This is a genomic window from Aggregatimonas sangjinii (assembly GCF_005943945.1).
Lineage (GTDB): Bacteria > Bacteroidota > Bacteroidia > Flavobacteriales > Flavobacteriaceae > Pelagihabitans > Pelagihabitans sangjinii.
In genome coordinates, this window is the sequence record NZ_CP040710.1 from 168,856 (window position 1) to 184,441 (window position 15,586).

At 42.7% G+C, this 15,586-nt stretch carries 13 protein-coding genes and 1 tRNA gene; 11 read left to right on the top strand and 3 right to left on the bottom strand.

Translation table 11 applies throughout. From position 1 onward, the window contains the following. Positions 1 to 51: 51 nt before the first annotated feature. On the bottom strand, positions 52 to 576 hold the full coding sequence (locus FGM00_RS00660) for a rhodanese-like domain-containing protein (protein ID WP_138851059.1): 525 nt from the start codon (positions 574 to 576) through the stop codon (positions 52 to 54). A gap of 87 nt (positions 577 to 663) precedes the next feature. Between FGM00_RS00660 and FGM00_RS00665 the strand changes: the two genes are divergently transcribed. From FGM00_RS00665 to FGM00_RS00675, 4 genes are all read left to right on the top strand, one after another. Further along, positions 664 to 2,259 (top strand): glycoside hydrolase family 32 protein, encoded by a 1,596-nt coding sequence (locus tag FGM00_RS00665; RefSeq protein ID WP_138851060.1) that lies wholly within the window; start codon positions 664 to 666, stop codon positions 2,257 to 2,259. Between the two features lie 120 nt (positions 2,260 to 2,379). Beyond that, positions 2,380 to 4,515 carry a type IX secretion system membrane protein PorP/SprF gene (locus FGM00_RS00670; protein ID WP_138851061.1) on the top strand — a complete coding sequence of 712 codons (2,136 nt, stop codon included), beginning with the start codon at positions 2,380 to 2,382 and terminating at the stop codon, positions 4,513 to 4,515. 792 nt (positions 4,516 to 5,307) lie between these two features. After that, positions 5,308 to 5,454: a hypothetical protein gene (locus tag FGM00_RS19720; RefSeq protein ID WP_175416160.1), complete on the top strand. Its 147-nt coding sequence runs from the start codon at positions 5,308 to 5,310 to the stop codon at positions 5,452 to 5,454. Positions 5,455 to 5,487: 33 nt separating this feature from the next. After that, the gene (locus FGM00_RS00675; protein ID WP_138851062.1) at positions 5,488 to 5,985 is read left to right on the top strand and encodes a hypothetical protein; all 498 of its coding nucleotides are present in this window, start codon (positions 5,488 to 5,490) and stop codon (positions 5,983 to 5,985) included. Here FGM00_RS00675 and FGM00_RS00680 read toward each other — a convergent pair. Further along, positions 5,961 to 6,458, bottom strand: a complete 498-nt coding sequence (locus FGM00_RS00680) for a hypothetical protein (RefSeq protein WP_138851063.1) — start codon at positions 6,456 to 6,458, stop codon at positions 5,961 to 5,963. The two genes, FGM00_RS00675 and FGM00_RS00680, sit on opposite strands and share 25 nt — an antisense overlap. A gap of 289 nt (positions 6,459 to 6,747) precedes the next feature. On the opposite strand from FGM00_RS00680, the gene FGM00_RS00685 reads away from it, so the two are divergent. After that, on the top strand, positions 6,748 to 6,984 hold the full coding sequence (locus tag FGM00_RS00685; protein ID WP_138851064.1) for a hypothetical protein: 237 nt from the start codon (positions 6,748 to 6,750) through the stop codon (positions 6,982 to 6,984). A gap of 445 nt (positions 6,985 to 7,429) precedes the next feature. Here the strand turns inward: FGM00_RS00685 and FGM00_RS00690 are convergent. Continuing rightward, positions 7,430 to 7,502: transfer RNA gene (locus tag FGM00_RS00690), tRNA-Phe, on the bottom strand. Positions 7,503 to 7,743: 241 nt separating this feature from the next. Here FGM00_RS00690 and FGM00_RS00695 point away from each other — a divergent pair. The 6 genes from FGM00_RS00695 (at position 7,744) to FGM00_RS00725 (ending at position 15,584) form a co-directional block, all read left to right on the top strand. Then, entirely contained in the window at positions 7,744 to 8,472 is a 729-nt protein-coding gene (locus tag FGM00_RS00695) for a type III pantothenate kinase (RefSeq protein ID WP_138851065.1), read from the top strand. Beyond that, positions 8,473 to 9,762 (top strand): hypothetical protein, encoded by a 1,290-nt coding sequence (locus FGM00_RS00700; protein ID WP_138851066.1) that lies wholly within the window; start codon positions 8,473 to 8,475, stop codon positions 9,760 to 9,762. Between the two features lie 26 nt (positions 9,763 to 9,788). Beyond that, positions 9,789 to 11,162, top strand: a complete 1,374-nt coding sequence (locus FGM00_RS00705; protein WP_175416161.1) for a tetratricopeptide repeat protein — start codon at positions 9,789 to 9,791, stop codon at positions 11,160 to 11,162. Position 11,163: 1 nt separating this feature from the next. After that, positions 11,164 to 11,781 carry an LPS export ABC transporter periplasmic protein LptC gene (gene lptC / locus FGM00_RS00710; RefSeq protein WP_138851067.1) on the top strand — a complete coding sequence of 206 codons (618 nt, stop codon included), beginning with the start codon at positions 11,164 to 11,166 and terminating at the stop codon, positions 11,779 to 11,781. 198 nt (positions 11,782 to 11,979) lie between these two features. Beyond that, the gene (locus tag FGM00_RS00720; protein WP_138851069.1) at positions 11,980 to 13,269 is read left to right on the top strand and encodes a hemolysin family protein; all 1,290 of its coding nucleotides are present in this window, start codon (positions 11,980 to 11,982) and stop codon (positions 13,267 to 13,269) included. 197 nt (positions 13,270 to 13,466) lie between these two features. Beyond that, complete coding sequence (locus tag FGM00_RS00725) at positions 13,467 to 15,584, top strand: peptidylprolyl isomerase (protein ID WP_138851070.1); 2,118 nt, start codon at positions 13,467 to 13,469, stop codon at positions 15,582 to 15,584. Positions 15,585 to 15,586: the final 2 nt, after the last annotated feature.

The following is a 15,586-nucleotide window of genomic DNA, read 5'->3' on the forward strand; positions in this document are numbered from 1 at the left end:
TGGCTTTTGACTTTGTTTTAAGAAATATAAAAGGAAATTTTCGGGGCGTCGTTATTCTTCTTTAGCAGGAGCGGAATCTTGCGCATCATATACTTTGATGCCTTTTGTAAGCAGTTTACCCCAATGCTTGTTAAAGGCATGAACGCTGTCGGTTTCTGTTGTTTCGGAACTGTATACGGGATTACCGTGGTTCTTCCATTCGAAAATACCACCATAAAGATTCTTAACATTGGTGTACCCCGCATTTTGCAGTTGCTCCCCAATATTTTCGGAGCGGACCCCGATAGAACAGTATACTACAATCGGTGTATTTTTATCGGGGACATACCGGTTTACGGAATCTTGTTCAAACTTTTTATGTCCTACCCAAATGGCATTTTGTAGGTGGCTTACGGCGTATTCCTCTTTTTTTCTAGTATCCAATAAAACGATATTATCGGTCTCCGTCAGTTCCTCCACATAGATGTAGGGAACACTTTCCTTATTGAACCTTTTAAGGGTTCTGTCAAGTTTACCCTGGGCCAGTGTGGTTTGACCAAAAGCAAATAAAAGGATAACGGATAATAGAAAACGCATAGAAAATGTTCATTTTGCAAACAAAGATACTATTTTAGAGGTGTCCGGGACAATAGAATGCCCATATCGCAAGTTAAAAGCACCATCATGAACATTTATAGGAAAGGGATATGTATTTTGATTTTAGGAATGCTTATTTCCTGCAATTCAAAAACCCAGAAACAGGAAGCGACTCAAGAGACAGCGCAATCGGAATACTATTCGGAACCTTTTAGGCCGCAATATCATTTCAGTCCGGAGGAAAAGTGGATGAACGACCCCAACGGTATGGTGTATCACAAGGGTGTTTATCATTTTTTTTATCAATATTACCCAGAAGATATCGTTTGGGGTCCAATGCATTGGGGGCATGCTACGAGTAAAGACCTGGTTACTTGGGAACACAAACCGATCGCTCTTTATCCAGATAAGCACGGACTAATTTTTTCTGGAAGTGCGGTGGTCGATTTTGGGAACACCTCAGGATTTGGCACGACCGACAATCCTCCTTTGGTCGCCATTTTCACCTATCACCTAATGGCAGGGGAAAAGGCCGGTAGAAAAGACTTCCAGACGCAGGGCATCGCCTATAGTCTGGATAATGGGGATACTTGGACAAAGTATGAGGGAAACCCTGTAATCGGAAACGACGGTATCAAGGATTTTAGGGACCCCAAGGTATTTTGGGACACCGAGAACAGTACATGGATAATGAGTTTGGTCGCTGGCGATCATCTGCAAATATGGAGTTCGGACGACTTGAAATCATGGTCGAAGCGAAGTGAATTCGGTAGGGATAAAGGTGCCCACGGGGGTGTTTGGGAATGTCCTGATTTATTTAAATTGAAAGTTGGCGATACGGAGGAAGAAAAATGGGTTTTGCTCATCAGCATAAATCCCGGGGCTCCGAACGGTGGAAGCGGTACCCAGTATTTTGTGGGTGAATTTGACGGAGAACAATTCACGACCGAGCAGGAAGACATTAAATGGCTCGATTGGGGTACGGACAACTATGCAGGGGTAACCTACAATGTGCTACCCGAAGATTACTATGGCGATACCTACGCCAATGACCCCAAAGACGAACGAATCTTTATAGGCTGGATGAGCAACTGGACCTATGCTCGGGATACCCCTACGGAGAAATGGCGAAGCGCGATGACCGTGCCCAGAACACTTTCTTTGGAAAAGAACGGGGAAGCTTATGAACTATATAACTATCCTATTAAGGCAATAAACAAGCTTTTGAAACCAAGTGAGAAAAAAAACCTAACAATTACGGCAGAGGGTTCTGAAACGATTTCCCATGATCATTTTAATCAGGCGGAGATTCGCTTTGTCAGCAGTGCAAATGATTTTGGTTTAACCTTTGGGAACGAGGTAAACGAAACGCTTGTATTGAAGATGGATAGTGCTACCCAAACGTTTACCCTGGACCGTACAAAGTCTGGTAAAACCGATTTTCAGGAAGACTTCGCATCCGTTCAAGAAATGCCTGTACCCCAATTGCCGGAAGAAGAATTTGAAGTACGTATTTTAATGGACCATTCTTCAATAGAACTTTTTTTAAATGGAGGCCAGTATGTAATGACCGCACAGATTTTCCCAAATGAGTTCTACGACAGTCTCAAAATAGAAAATTTTTCGGGTTCGGAAATGTTGCTGAAAGATTTTAAAGTAAGTAAAATAAGACGTGTATGGTAGGTCTCTACATTGAAGCTATAAGTATTGATGCGATTCATCGATGAGACGCAATAAAATGGTAGTTTTTGAGTTATCAATAGGCGAATACCGAATTAATAACAAAACCAACGACCAGCCATTATGATTGCAAATCACAACAAGCTCGATTTGGGCAAGTATGTGCTTTCTATTCTCAAAGACTGCAGCCATAGAAAGGTGGTTCTGACGGTTCTTGTATTGCTCTCTGTGGCTACACTCTTTTCGCAACGAATTGTATTTCCCGGACAGGGATTATTGGTTCCACACCTGAACGACCCTTCCTATATAGGCGTTGAAAACAGAGTGAAAGTAACGGGCATCCTACAAGTGTCCGACTCCGAAAGAAGACAACACACACAATTTATATACGCGCAAATTCCTGTTTCCGAAAAACTTTCCTTTGGAGCGGATTATTTTAAAGACGCATTGGAACTGTATAGCTATTCGACCGCCATGGTGAGCGCCAACTCGAAATTCGAGTTTGGAGGGGAAAATAGTTATTTAAGACTTGGTGTTTCCGCAGGTATCGATTCTAGAAGGCAAACGGGTTTTCCGGTTACCGAGATTCCGAATATGGAGCCGTTTGTGCCCAGACTAAATGAGGGTGATACCAGTTTTACGTACCGGTTCGGAATACACTACACGTACAATGCCCTTTCGGTTGGCGGAACCTACAACAAATTACCCATTCAAAGCACCCTAGCCCGCGAAAATCAAGAAGATTTGATCGGCTATTGGATCAAGGATGGCTTTACGGCCCAAATTCGCTACAGTCTATATGTGTCGGACAACATTCGCCTTACCCCCATAGTCAGCTATTTGAGCTATGCCAATGATCCTATTTATGAGGGTGCCGTATTGGTTGATGTGGGCGATCGGTTCAGTGCCAGTATTTCTTATAAAAATGATTATTCGATTAATCCAGCCGTACGATATGAATTTTTAGAGACTTTTCAGGTCGGCTACTCCTATGAAAAATCTTTTGGCGACGTTACTTTCGAAGATGTACATTCTTTAAGCCTCTCCTACAAGTTCAAGGGAGATGGTCCTGACGAGTCCGATTGGAAAAAAGCGGCAGTAGCGAACAATAGAAAAATAGCGGCGATTAAACGTAAAAAACCCAAGAAGGAGAAAAATGAAGTCCCCGAAACGGATGTTGACAAGCAAGTGACGGACGAAGCAGTCCAAAAAGAAGCCGCTGAGCAGGAAGAGCCCAAGAAAGCGGCTGCCGAACGGGAAGCTCAGGAGAAAGAAACAGCGGAAAAAGAAGCTGCAGCACGTGAAGTTACACAGAAGGAGGCGCTTGCAAAGGAAACTGCTGAGAAGGAAGCTGCCCAAAAAGAGGCTGCGGAAAGACAGGCCGCCCAAGAAGCTGCCGAACGGGAAGCGGCAGAAAAAGAAGCTGCTCAAAAAGAAGCAACCAAAAGAAAGGCCGCCCGGGAAGCAGCAGCGCAAGAAGCTGCACAAAAAGAAGCACTTGCCAAGGAGGCTGCAGAAAAAGAAGCTGCCCAAAAAGAGGCTGCGGAAAGACAGGCCGCCCAAGAAGCTGCTGAACGCGAAGCCGCGGAGCAAGAAGCAGCCAAAAAAGAGGCGGAACAGCGAGCAGCCGAACGAAGAGCCGCAGAACTGCAGGAAGCAGCTCAAAAAGAGGCAACCGAAAGAAAGGCCGCCCAAGAAGCTGCCGAACGGCAAGAAGCGGAACGAAAAGCAGTCGAATTGCAGGAGGCAGCTCAAAAGGAAGCTGTAGAACAGAAAGCTGCCCAAGAAGCAGCAGAGAAAGAAGCCGAGCAACGAGAAGCGGAACGAAAAGCAGTCGAATTGCAGGAAGCAGCAGCTCAAAAAGCTGCACAGGAAGCAGCCGCAGAGAAAGTGGCTACCGAAAGGGAAGTCCAAGAAAAAATTGTGCAAGAGGGGGAACCGGTTACAGAAAACGAGGCTGAAAAAATAGAAGCTGTCGACCTGGCTCCGCTACCCCCGAGGTTTGCAAAAGACGGTTCCGTCATGAAGGCCGGATATTACGTCATCGTGGGTACGTTCAATACAATGGCCCAGGCAGAAGCGGAAAAAGCGCGATTAAGCAACCTCGAGTATTATACCGCAATAGGCCTGAAGGAGGGCGACGATACGTTCTATCTCTACGTAGACTACGACGATGTAAACGACGACGCCAAAAAGCGATTGCGAGCGCATAACTTAGACCCGAACTTTAGAAAGGCTTACCTGTTGGAGGTCGATTAATTACGAAAATTTAAAATAAATCAAGAAACCCCTGCCACTCTGGCGGGGATTTTTGTTTAGGGGTATTTGAGTGAGAAAAGAGATATAAACTTTTTAAAATTGGAAGTATTATTCGGTTACGAGCGTGTTGCTTGCACCAGCAGGTGAACTCTATAGCCCAAAATTCAAAGACAAGGATTCGCCCATAGCTGTTACCAAAGTGGACTACCCGGAACTAAACGAACAAGGGAGTCTGTTTTAAAATTATCTACTACTTCCTTACCCTCATTACATAATTACCGTGTATTTATAACTTAGTGTATAACAATTTGTTAAGCGCTAATATTAGCCAGTACATGGGAAACTTCGTTATATGTGTATGATATTATACTATATCAATTATAAGAACATATAAAATGGGTGAAATTAAAGTAATAGTTATTGCGGCGTTTATCTTTATCGTAGTGCAAACTCTAATCTCAAATCTTTTGGAAATGGAGAGGATTCCAATGATGACCAACTTTTTTAAGATTGTAATTCCGACAATTTTGATTATGGAAATTTTTAGAATGGAGCAAAGAGGGCGACGCAAATAGTAGAGGTAGACTTCCGAAAAGTGTGTTCAAAACTATTTTAGCAGTATGAAGAGTGTATAGGATATATTCCATAAGTTTGGATTATATCCAATATTTGATGATCCTATATCGAAATTACGATCTGAAAATAATCCGGCTACTGCTAAAGGAAATAGGTGCGCATAGGTACGAGCAAGCATTAAAGAATATGCAGGTCAAGAACCAAAAGCCGCTAGGTATGAAGGGTTTCTACTTGGAGGCTAACGAATACTATTTGAAATTGTGCTATATGTACCCTAGTAGGTACGTAATAAAGATTATGGATGTAGACCGCTTCGAGAATGTACCCGTGCAGGGTTGGGAACGCGTGAAGGTGGAGCGTTGAAACTATATCGTTGGATTAATTATATTTGATGCTATGGATATAGAATCGATTGAAGCATTTTTCAAAACCTCGGTATATGGTCAAATAATCATCGGTGCATTAGGAAGCGGCATTATAGTAATAATTGAAAATATTGTAAAATCGATTAGAAAAACCGGGAAAAGGTCTAATGGCTTTGGAGGAAATAGAAAAATGTTTGTAGAAATGATGGTCTTAAATCCTAAATTTTTAGAATATTCGAAATTTATGGCTACCATAAAGATTATCGTAGCCATAGGGGTGTACATAGTATCTATGTTGGAAAGAAACTCTTTTTACTTTACCTTATTCATATCAGTATCATCTTTCTATCTTCTCTATGGAGCAATCCTGGAAACACACAGTTGTCATATAGCAATGCTAAGGTTAGTGGGTATATATAATGATGAAAATAAGGAAAAGTTTGTCGGGACAATGCTAGATGATTTGAGTGAATTAAATGATAAGGAAAGAACAGATTTAGAGACTCATCGCAAAGAATCCGACTCGTAGACGGCTATCATCATCTCGGCCTCGTAAAGCCTTTCCTTTAGATCGTCGTTCTCTTTTTTAAAGTCCATCCTTAGCCGTTCGACCTCATCCCTTACCTTTTGTAGTTCATCTTGCGTTACGTCCGTAGACGGCGTGAAAAGGGAATAGGCGGCAAGGCATAGACTGATTACGGATACGGCTATCGGTATCCAATGGGTTTTTAACCGTTGCCTATTAAGTTCGTTGGATAGGGCTAGGTTCTCTTCTTGTAGCTTGCTTTTCCTTTGTTCTTGCCGGGCTAACCTTTCGGCTTCTACGTCCGCTTCTAAATCGCTTTCATACATGTTGACGAAGCCGCCGGCATCAATTAAGTCCTTTGTAAAATCTGTTGAACTCCATATAGGCGAAGGTTTTACCTGACTAAATTGTATATGTCGTAGAATTTCCCATACCATTTCATCTAGCACGTCTCTAAAATGAGCCCTTGACGGCATATCACGACCGAATGAATCAAATAGTTGGTTGAAGTCTAAAATTTGGAAATACAGTCCAAATATATTTTAGTACACTATCCTTCGACTTAGCCCTTTCGAATGCTTCAATAGTGTTCTTTAATTCCAAGTCAAAGATAACAATGAAATAGGGGTCGTATAACTCGCTCACCAAATTTGGTGAGTCTGATTATCAGTAGGTTAATAGCGTTGAATAGGTATCAGTTTAGAAAAATTATAATATCAATAATATTTATAGTAAATTTGATTTTAATAATCAAAAACTATAATTATGAATTTAGCTAGTAATTTACAACATGGAACGGATTACATTGAGAAAATGAACGCCTTTAAAACTAAGATTGACGAATTACAAGAAAGAAGCGAATACGCTTTCGATGTAGATTCAGTCTTTTTCCTGCACACGTTTAGAGGTAATAATCGGGTTAATCTAGAATTACGGGATAAGCACTTGCCGGATGTGGTAAGGAAAGAGATTATTGCAGTATTTACCGAAGTGTGGAATTAAGCCTTACGAACCTTTTGAACCGTAGATAGTCCAACTCCTGTTAGCTTCATCGTATTGTGTAGAGATTGCCTTTTTTTAAGGTGCTTACCTACATCGGGGTATTTGGATAGGAAATCCGCCGTTGATTCCTTTGAGCCCTGTACACGGCCTTTAATTGCACCTTTGGCCTTCGCTAACGCTATGCCATCCCTTCGCCTATCTAGCATGCTAGCCCGTGAGCGGATATATCAGCTATAACGGAAATGATGTGCTTAAAGGCCCGATTTATCTTTAAATTTATTATAGACTTTTTACCCAACCTATCAACCTTCAATATGATACTTACATAGTCACGTCTCCAAGAGCTACGTGGAATTTTCAAAGTAGAATATTTTCGAATCGTACAATCCCAAAACAGAAAAAGAGCTAAACACCTTATCTTGAAGGGTTTAACTCTTTGCATCTGTGGTGCCTCCAGGAATCGAACCAGGGACACATGGATTTTCAGTCCATTGCTCTACCAACTGAGCTAAGGCACCAATACTTCACTATTTTAATTTTTTCCGCGCCTCCAGCCCTACTTCGACTTCGCTCAGTACAAGCTACTTCGAGAGAACCAGGGACACATGGATTTTCAGTCTCCCGACACTTCGGGACTCTACCAACTGAGCTAAGGCACCAGCCCTTAAAGGGGTGCAAATATAATTTCAAATTTAGGATATCCAAACAAAAACAGATAAAAAAGCATGGGTTTCTTTTTCAATTTATAATCTTTGTACCATGAACTTAATTATCGATGCAGGAAATACTTTGGTCAAGTACGCGGTGTTTGACAAAGAAGACCTAGTCTTTAGGCAGCAAACCAGCATGGAAGAGGTGCTGTTGACGGCAAAAAAAATATGCGATGACCACCCTAGAATAGAATGGTGTATCGTCTCTTCGGTAAACACCTTGGATGAGAAGATCCTACTGCTGCTATCCGTTTTTTGTGAGGTTATTCATTTGAACGCAACTACGCCGACGCCTTTCAAGAATTCGTATGCGAGTCCGCATACACTTGGTGTCGATCGCATAGCCTTGGCCACCGCGGCTTTCTACCATAATCCCAATGGCAATACCTTGGTCATCGATGCCGGTACCTGCGTCACCTATGACATGGTCAACGATTATGGCGAGTATTTGGGAGGCGCGATATCCATGGGGTTACGAATGCGCTATCGGGCACTTCACGAGCAGACGGCTCGATTACCGTTATTGGAACCGGGAGAACTCTTTGATTTTATCGGCAATACCTCCGAAACCAGTATACAGAGCGGCGTCTTGAATGGCCTACAACATGAGATAGATGGGTTTATCAACCAATATAAATCGCGGTTCGTAGATTTAACAGTTATTTTAACAGGTGGCGACGCCCAATTTTTGTCTAAACGACTAAAAAATACCATATTTGCGGATTCCAATTTTCTCCTGAAAGGACTGAATTATTTACTGGAATACAACAAACATTAAATGGTAAAAAATTTCATACTCGCTGTACTGAGCCTAGCAGCCACAGGTCTTTATGCTCAAGATGGTACAGGTTCCCCATATTCATATTTCGGTATTGGCGAGAATAGAGCAACAGGAGCTATAGAGAATCAAATGATGGGCGGTATCGGTGTCTACACCGATAGTATTCACGTAAATCTTCAAAACCCGGCATCCTATGGTATGTTGGGACTTAAAAGTGTTGAAAACGGCAGGCTTTCAGTCTACACCGGTGCCTTATCCCGAAATGAAGTCCGTTTAGAGAGCTTCACGGACACCCAGAGCAGTTCCTCCACAAATTTAGAGTACCTAGCGCTAGGTTTTAATTTAACCAAAGGCCTCGGAATCGGTTTCGGAATCATGCCGCTTTCTTCGGTGGGGTATAACATTGTCTCCGAAAGTACAAATGGCAGTGGCGCTACGGTTAGGGATGTATATCAAGGTGAAGGAGGAATAAATAGGGTCTTCTTTTCGGCGGGATACGAAGTATTTCGGGATTTTAGTGTAGGGGTGACCGCTAATTTTAATTTTGGCAGGATAGTGAATGAAAACGTTCAAAGCGTCGAAGATGTTCAGTTCGGGACACGGGATATCAAAGAATCGGAAATAAACGGATTGGACTTCAATTATGCGATACAGTATAATCCCATGGTTACCGAGAAACATAGACTATTTGCTTCGGTAAGAGTTAATACACAGGGAAATTTAACCTCTGAAAACAGTAGGGAAATCAGTTCTTTGTTAATATCGGAAGGCAGGACCATAGAATCGATTGACGTAAATTTGGATGCCGCAGGATTGCGAAATACCGGCATCAAGATACCGACCACGACTACCTTAGGCGTTGGTTTTGGGGAGGATAAGAAGTGGTTTTTGGTAACCGAATACAGTTTTCAGGGTTTCAAGGATTTTTCCAACGAATTTTTGGAAGATGATAATGTAGCTTATCAAAACGCCAGTACCGTCTCCTTGGGCGGCTTTTATATTCCGGATTATGACGCTTTCAATGGGTATCTAAAACGGGTGACCTACAGGGCCGGGATGCGTTTTGGCAATACTGGAATGGTCGTGAATACCAAGGAAATTAAAAATCTTGGCATAACTTTTGGAGTTGGACTACCACTCGGTAGAAGTTTGCCCAACATCAATATCGGTTTCGAATTGGGGAGAAGGGGAACATCCACCGCAGACTTGGTCGAAGAAAATTATGCGAAAATCAATGTAGGATTCTCATTTAATGATCTTTGGTTCCGAAAAAGAAAAATAAATTAGTATTTTAACCCCCTAAAACAAAACAGATGAAAACGAAATTTTACTTCGCCGCGATAATGATCGTGGGTCTTATTGGAGTAAGCGGTGCACAAGCTCCGAACCCGGAATGTAACACGAACCTTTCTATTTTTGTAGAACACGCAAAGGTTAAAAACTACGATGCGGCCTATACGCCCTGGAAAATGGTTTATGATCAATGCCCAACGCTCAATTGGGCGACTTTCGCCTACGGAGAACGTATCCTGAAAGACAAAATTAAAAAATCATCGGGTGCTGAAAAAGATGGCTTTATCAAAGATTTGTTAGCGCTTTACGAGGCGAGTCCGAAAACATTTCCTAAAAAGGCCAAATTAGCTCCGAATATTATCGATGTTGTAATGCTCAAGCGTGAAAACGATATGATTTCCGACGAGGAGATTTACAGTGAGTTGGGTAGGGCCTTCAAAGAGGATGAGCCGAACTTTAAAGATCCAAGAGCTTTATACCTTTATTTTTCTACGTTAGTTGACCTCAATAAGGCTGGTAAAAAAGATTTGCAGGAAGTATTTGATGTGTATGACGAGGTAACGGATAAGATAACCGTCGAGAATGAGAAGTTGACGGCTAAAATTGCCGAGCTGTTGCCAAAGGAAGAGGCCGGTACCTTAACCGCCAAAGAGAAAAAAATCTTGAGTGCGGCGAATACGAATTCCGGTTCTTTCGGTAAAATCGAAGGTAGCATTGATGCCAAACTCGGTCCTCTCGCCGATTGTAGCAACTTGATTCCACTTTACGAAAAGACTTTTGAACAAAACAAGGACAATGTTAAATGGGTAAAGAGAGCTGTAGGCCTCATGTTCAACAAAGAATGTACAGACGACCCTATGTTTAGTAAAATGGTGGAAGTACAGGCGCAATTAGATCCATCGGCAGATGCTTATGTGTATCTAGGTACGTTGAAAATGAAGAATGGCGATACAAGTGGAGCACTGGCTGATTTCGATAAGGCGTTGGAACTGGAAACCGACGGTAAGAAAAAATCTAAAATTGCTTACAAGGTTGCCGTTACCAATAGAAGAAAGGGTAGCAATGCAACTGCGAACAAGTATGCACAGAAAGCGATTGCCGCTAATCCGGCTAATGGTAGGGCATATCTATTGATCGCAGGGCTTTATGCCAATAGTGCCAACCAATGTGGTAGTACTACATTTGAAAAGCGTGCCATTTATTGGAGAGCTGCCGATATGGCCCGTAAGGCCGGTAGGGTAGATCCTTCAATCGGTAGTTCGGCGAACAAGGCCGTTTCCAGTTATAACGAACGGGCTCCTAGTAAAGAAATGATTTTCGAAGCTGGTATGGCCGGTAAAACCGTATCCTTTAGTTGTTGGGTAGGTGGTAGCGTAAAAGTGCCCAATCTATAAGATGTACAATAAAATAAATAATTACAAGAGCATTGCCTTATTCTGTACGGCAATGCTCTTTTTTTCTTGTCAAGATCAGTATGTGAGGGTAGGCGATGAAGCCATACCCACTATTTATCCCCAAGGTATTGCAGAGAACTTTGAACTTACGTATACGGAGTCTAAGGAGCCGCTCACGGCAGAGGCGGTAGACTCATCAGAGGTCATTGCCGTGCTTTCGAGTGTGTTGAGTAAGAATTTTGACAACCTCCAATTTCCGTATAAGACCTTTCCCAAAGGCCTCACGGTAGACCTGTTTGACGACCAAGGAAACAAAAATACCATCGTCGCCGATTACGGTATTATTTATTCTGCAACGAATTTGATAGATTTACAGGGTAATGTGGTGGTGTTGACCAATGATGGGAAAAAACTGGAAGCCCCACAATTGTACTACGATCAGACGAACGAGTGGATTTTTACCCAGCAAAAGTTCAAGTTTACCAACCCCGAAGATGGCACCATTATGGACGGCGAGGGCATGGATTTTGCGAAGGATATGAGTATTTTTAATGCCCACAGAACCTATGGCCTAATGACCATCAAGGAAGAAACCAAAGAGACGAAAGCCGATGATTAAAATTTTACGTTATACCGAATATGTTTACCTCATTATCGCGGGCTTTTCTTTATACCGAATTTTCACCGATTGGAGCGTAGATCGCAACAATGCATACCTATTTCTTTTTTTTGCCGTAGTATCTATAGGGATGTTTCTTTTCAGGAGAAATTACCGAAGAAAGTTCGAGCAACGCAAACGCGATAACGAACAATAACCGTGGACCCATCCATCATCATCATCGTTTTGTCATTGGTCTTTTCGGCCTTTTTTTCCGGCATGGAAATCGCTTTTATTTCCGCGAATAAAATCCATATCGAAATAGAGAAAAAGCAGGACGGCTTCTTGGCTAAAGTACTATCGCGTTTAACGAAAAAACCGTCTAAATTCATCGCGACCATGTTAATCGGCAATAATATTGCCTTGGTGATTTACGGGTTTTTTATGGGGGAGTTGCTCATGAACTTCTTTAATGACATGGGACCATCCTCTAACAGTTTCGTTCAGCTGTTGCTTACCGATTTTAGTTTATTGACCCAGACTATTATTTCTACCTTGATCATACTTTTTACAGCGGAATTTCTTCCAAAGGTGCTGTTTCAAATCTATTCGAACACGCTTTTAAAAGTACTGGCGGTGCCGGCCTACCTCTTTTATATCCTGTTTTCCTTTATTTCCGATTTTATTATTAAAATCTCGGATATCATCCTGAAGGCCTTTTTTAGGACCGAGGGCGACGAGGTACAATTGGCCTTTAGCAAGATAGAACTGGGCGATTACATTACCGAACAAATGGAAACCATCGAAGAGGAAGATGAGGTGGATTCGGAAATACAGATTTTTCAGAATGCGTTGGAATTCGCCGAGGTAAAAGCAAGGGAAGTCATGATTCCCAGAATTGAGATTACCGCCGTAGAGTTGCACGAAACTCCGAAAAACCTGACCAAACTGTTCTCCGATACCGGCTATTCCAAGATATTGATCTATAAGGATACCATTGATGATATCATCGGCTATGTGCATTCGTACGAGCTCTTTAAAAAACCGAAGACCATTAAGAGCATCTTGTTACCGGTCGAGTTCGTTCCCGAAACCATGCTGATACAGGACTGTCTGAACCTATTGGCAAAAAAACGAAAAAGTATTGCCGTAGTGTTGGATGAATACGGAGGTACTTCCGGAATCATGACGGTCGAGGACATTATCGAGGAATTGTTCGGTGAAATCGAGGATGAGCACGATAGTACCGATCTTGTTGAGGAGCAATTGGCTGAAAATAAGTACCGGCTTTCGGCCAGATTGGAAGTAGATTACCTCAATGAGACCTATAAGTGGGAGCTCCCCGAAAGCGATGAATATGAAACCTTGGGCGGACTCATAGTAGGTGAAACCGGTGAGATTCCTGAACAGGAAACAGAAATTACCATCGATAAGTTCAAATTCAAGGTTTTGGAGGTCTCCAGTACTAAAATCGATTTGGTATCCGTTGAAATCATAGACAACGAATAGCTGTAAAATTTGAGGTTAAGGCTGCCGATAAGGCACCTATCTTCTGCATATCGCTCTCTCAGATCACGCCATTTCATCCCAACTTCCCTCTCAAGCCCTGAACGTGGTGTATCCATCACATATAAGCAGGTGGTAAAGCCTTTATTAATTGAAAAGAAAGTAGTAATTTCGCAAACTGATTTTAAACATACCATACCATGGCAATTTTAGAGAATATTAGAAAGCGCACCACCGTATTGATTTTGATTATCGGCTTGGCGCTTTTCGCATTCGTAATTTCAGGCGTTTTCACTGCCGATGGGCTTTCGGGACAAAAGGTGGGGTCGACGGTGGCAGAGATCAACGGCGAGGAAATTCCGATCGATGCATTTCGCCAAAAAGTCGATAACCAACAGCGTAATTCCGCTCCAGGCACCTCTACCATGCAGGTCGTGAACCAAGTGTACGACCAAGAAGTCAAAAATGCCATTTTAGGACAGCAGTTCGAAGATCTTGGTGTGAATATCGAAGAGGATCAGATCATCAATTTTCTGAAAACTACCGGATATGCCCAAAGCCCTGAATTTCAAAATTCGAATGGTGTTTTTGATGAAAACGTTTTCCGTAATGCCGTAGCCTCATGGAAGGCTAGCGAACCGCTGCGTTATGACAGTTGGTTACAGACCGAAAAAGCCATTATTCAAGCGGCCAAAGAGCAGACTTATTACAATTTGATCAAAGCTGGTGTTGGCGCCACGCTCAAGGAAGGGGAATTGGATTACCGCTTGGCGAACGAGAAGATGGATATTAAATATGTGCGTGTGCCCTATACCTCTATTCCGGATAGTACCGTTACCGTTACCAAGGAAGAGATTGCAGCCTACATCGACGCCCATAAAGACGAATACGAACAGGAAGAGGCCAGGGACATTCAGTTCGTCTATTTTGAAGAGAAGCCATCTGAGACCGATGTAAAAGCCGTAGAGGACGAGATTGCCAAATTATTGGATGATACCGTCGAGTACAATTCGAACACAAGTCAAAACGATACGATCAGCGGATTTAGAAATGCTACGGATATCGCAGCATTCATCGATAGACATTCCGATATTAAATTCGATACCATCTACAAGCCCAAAAATCAACTGTCTCCGCTTTATGCCGATACCTTAATGACCTTACAACCTGGTGAAATGTACGGACCGTATCGCGATGGCGATTACTTTAAGGTTTCGAAAATGGTGGCGCGAAAGCCCAATGGCTCCGTAAAGGCGAGTCATATCTTGTTAGGTTATGAAGGTGCACAAAGTGCAAATCCAGATGTAAAACGAACGAAGGAAGAGGCCGAGGCAAGAGCCAAGGAACTTTTAAGAACCGCGAAAAAAGGGGATACTACCTTTATCGAGCTGGCAAGGAAACATTCCGATGGACCTTCTGCTGCTAACGGAGGGGATTTAGGGTATTTTCAGGAAGGTGCGATGGTACCTACTTTCAATGATTTCGCATTCGGAAACCCAAAGGACGCCGTAGGAATGGTCGAGACCGATTTTGGGTTTCATGTTATCAAGATAGACGACAAGCAGGACATCGTTCAAATCGCCACTTTGGCAAGAGAGGTTGAGACCTCGGAAGAAACGAGCAATAAACTGTTTACCGATGCTACGAACTTCGAGCTTCAATCCATTGAAACCGAAACGCCGTTTTCCGACTTCGCAAAAGAGAAGGAGTACACCATTCGTCCCGTGAACAAAATCAAGGCCATGGACGAAAATCTCCCGGGCCTATCCGCACAACGTAATATTGTACAATGGGCATTTAACCCAGAAACCGAATTAGGCGAAATCAAGCGTTTTAACATCAATAATGGCTATGCGGTAGCTCAGTTGACCGGTGTATATGAAAAGGGCGTTATGGGTGTTGAGGATGCCTCGGCCAGCGTGCTTCCTAAAATCAGAAAAGAGCGTAAGGCTGCGCAGATCATCGGGGCGAATCAAGGCAAGTCTTTGGAAGATTTTGCAAAGGATAATAATGTTTCCGTTTCCAACGCCTCGGCACTTACCGTTAAATCTCCAACGATTCCAGGTGCCGGTAGCGAGCCTGCTGTCGTAGGTACGGCTTTCGCTATGAACGAAGGAGATACTTCGGGCTTGATCGAAGGGTCTACAGGTGTGTTTATGTTGACTGTGACCAAAAAGGAGGCTCCCGTACCTTTGGAGAACTACAGTACCTATGCCAACGCAATTAAAACAGCCAACGTCGGAAAAGTAAATACCGCTGTTTATCAAGCGCTAAAAGAAAATGCGACTATCGAGGATAAAAGAAAAACCTTTTACTAGAG

Excerpts from the sequence above, each read along its gene's own strand:
- FGM00_RS00660 (WP_138851059.1), bottom strand. The coding sequence starts at position 576 with ATGCGTTTTCTATTATCCGTTATCCTTTTATTTGCTTTTGGTCAAACC.
- FGM00_RS00665 (WP_138851060.1), top strand. The coding sequence starts at position 664 with ATGAACATTTATAGGAAAGGGATATGTATTTTGATTTTAGGAATGCTT.
- FGM00_RS00670 (WP_138851061.1), top strand. The coding sequence starts at position 2,380 with ATGATTGCAAATCACAACAAGCTCGATTTGGGCAAGTATGTGCTTTCT.
- FGM00_RS19720 (WP_175416160.1), top strand. The coding sequence starts at position 5,308 with ATGAAGGGTTTCTACTTGGAGGCTAACGAATACTATTTGAAATTGTGC.
- FGM00_RS00675 (WP_138851062.1), top strand. The coding sequence starts at position 5,488 with ATGGATATAGAATCGATTGAAGCATTTTTCAAAACCTCGGTATATGGT.
- FGM00_RS00680 (WP_138851063.1), bottom strand. The coding sequence starts at position 6,458 with ATGCCGTCAAGGGCTCATTTTAGAGACGTGCTAGATGAAATGGTATGG.
- FGM00_RS00685 (WP_138851064.1), top strand. The coding sequence starts at position 6,748 with ATGAATTTAGCTAGTAATTTACAACATGGAACGGATTACATTGAGAAA.
- FGM00_RS00695 (WP_138851065.1), top strand. The coding sequence starts at position 7,744 with ATGAACTTAATTATCGATGCAGGAAATACTTTGGTCAAGTACGCGGTG.
- FGM00_RS00700 (WP_138851066.1), top strand. The coding sequence starts at position 8,473 with ATGGTAAAAAATTTCATACTCGCTGTACTGAGCCTAGCAGCCACAGGT.
- FGM00_RS00705 (WP_175416161.1), top strand. The coding sequence starts at position 9,789 with ATGAAAACGAAATTTTACTTCGCCGCGATAATGATCGTGGGTCTTATT.
- lptC (WP_138851067.1), top strand. The coding sequence starts at position 11,164 with ATGTACAATAAAATAAATAATTACAAGAGCATTGCCTTATTCTGTACG.
- FGM00_RS00725 (WP_138851070.1), top strand. The coding sequence starts at position 13,467 with ATGGCAATTTTAGAGAATATTAGAAAGCGCACCACCGTATTGATTTTG.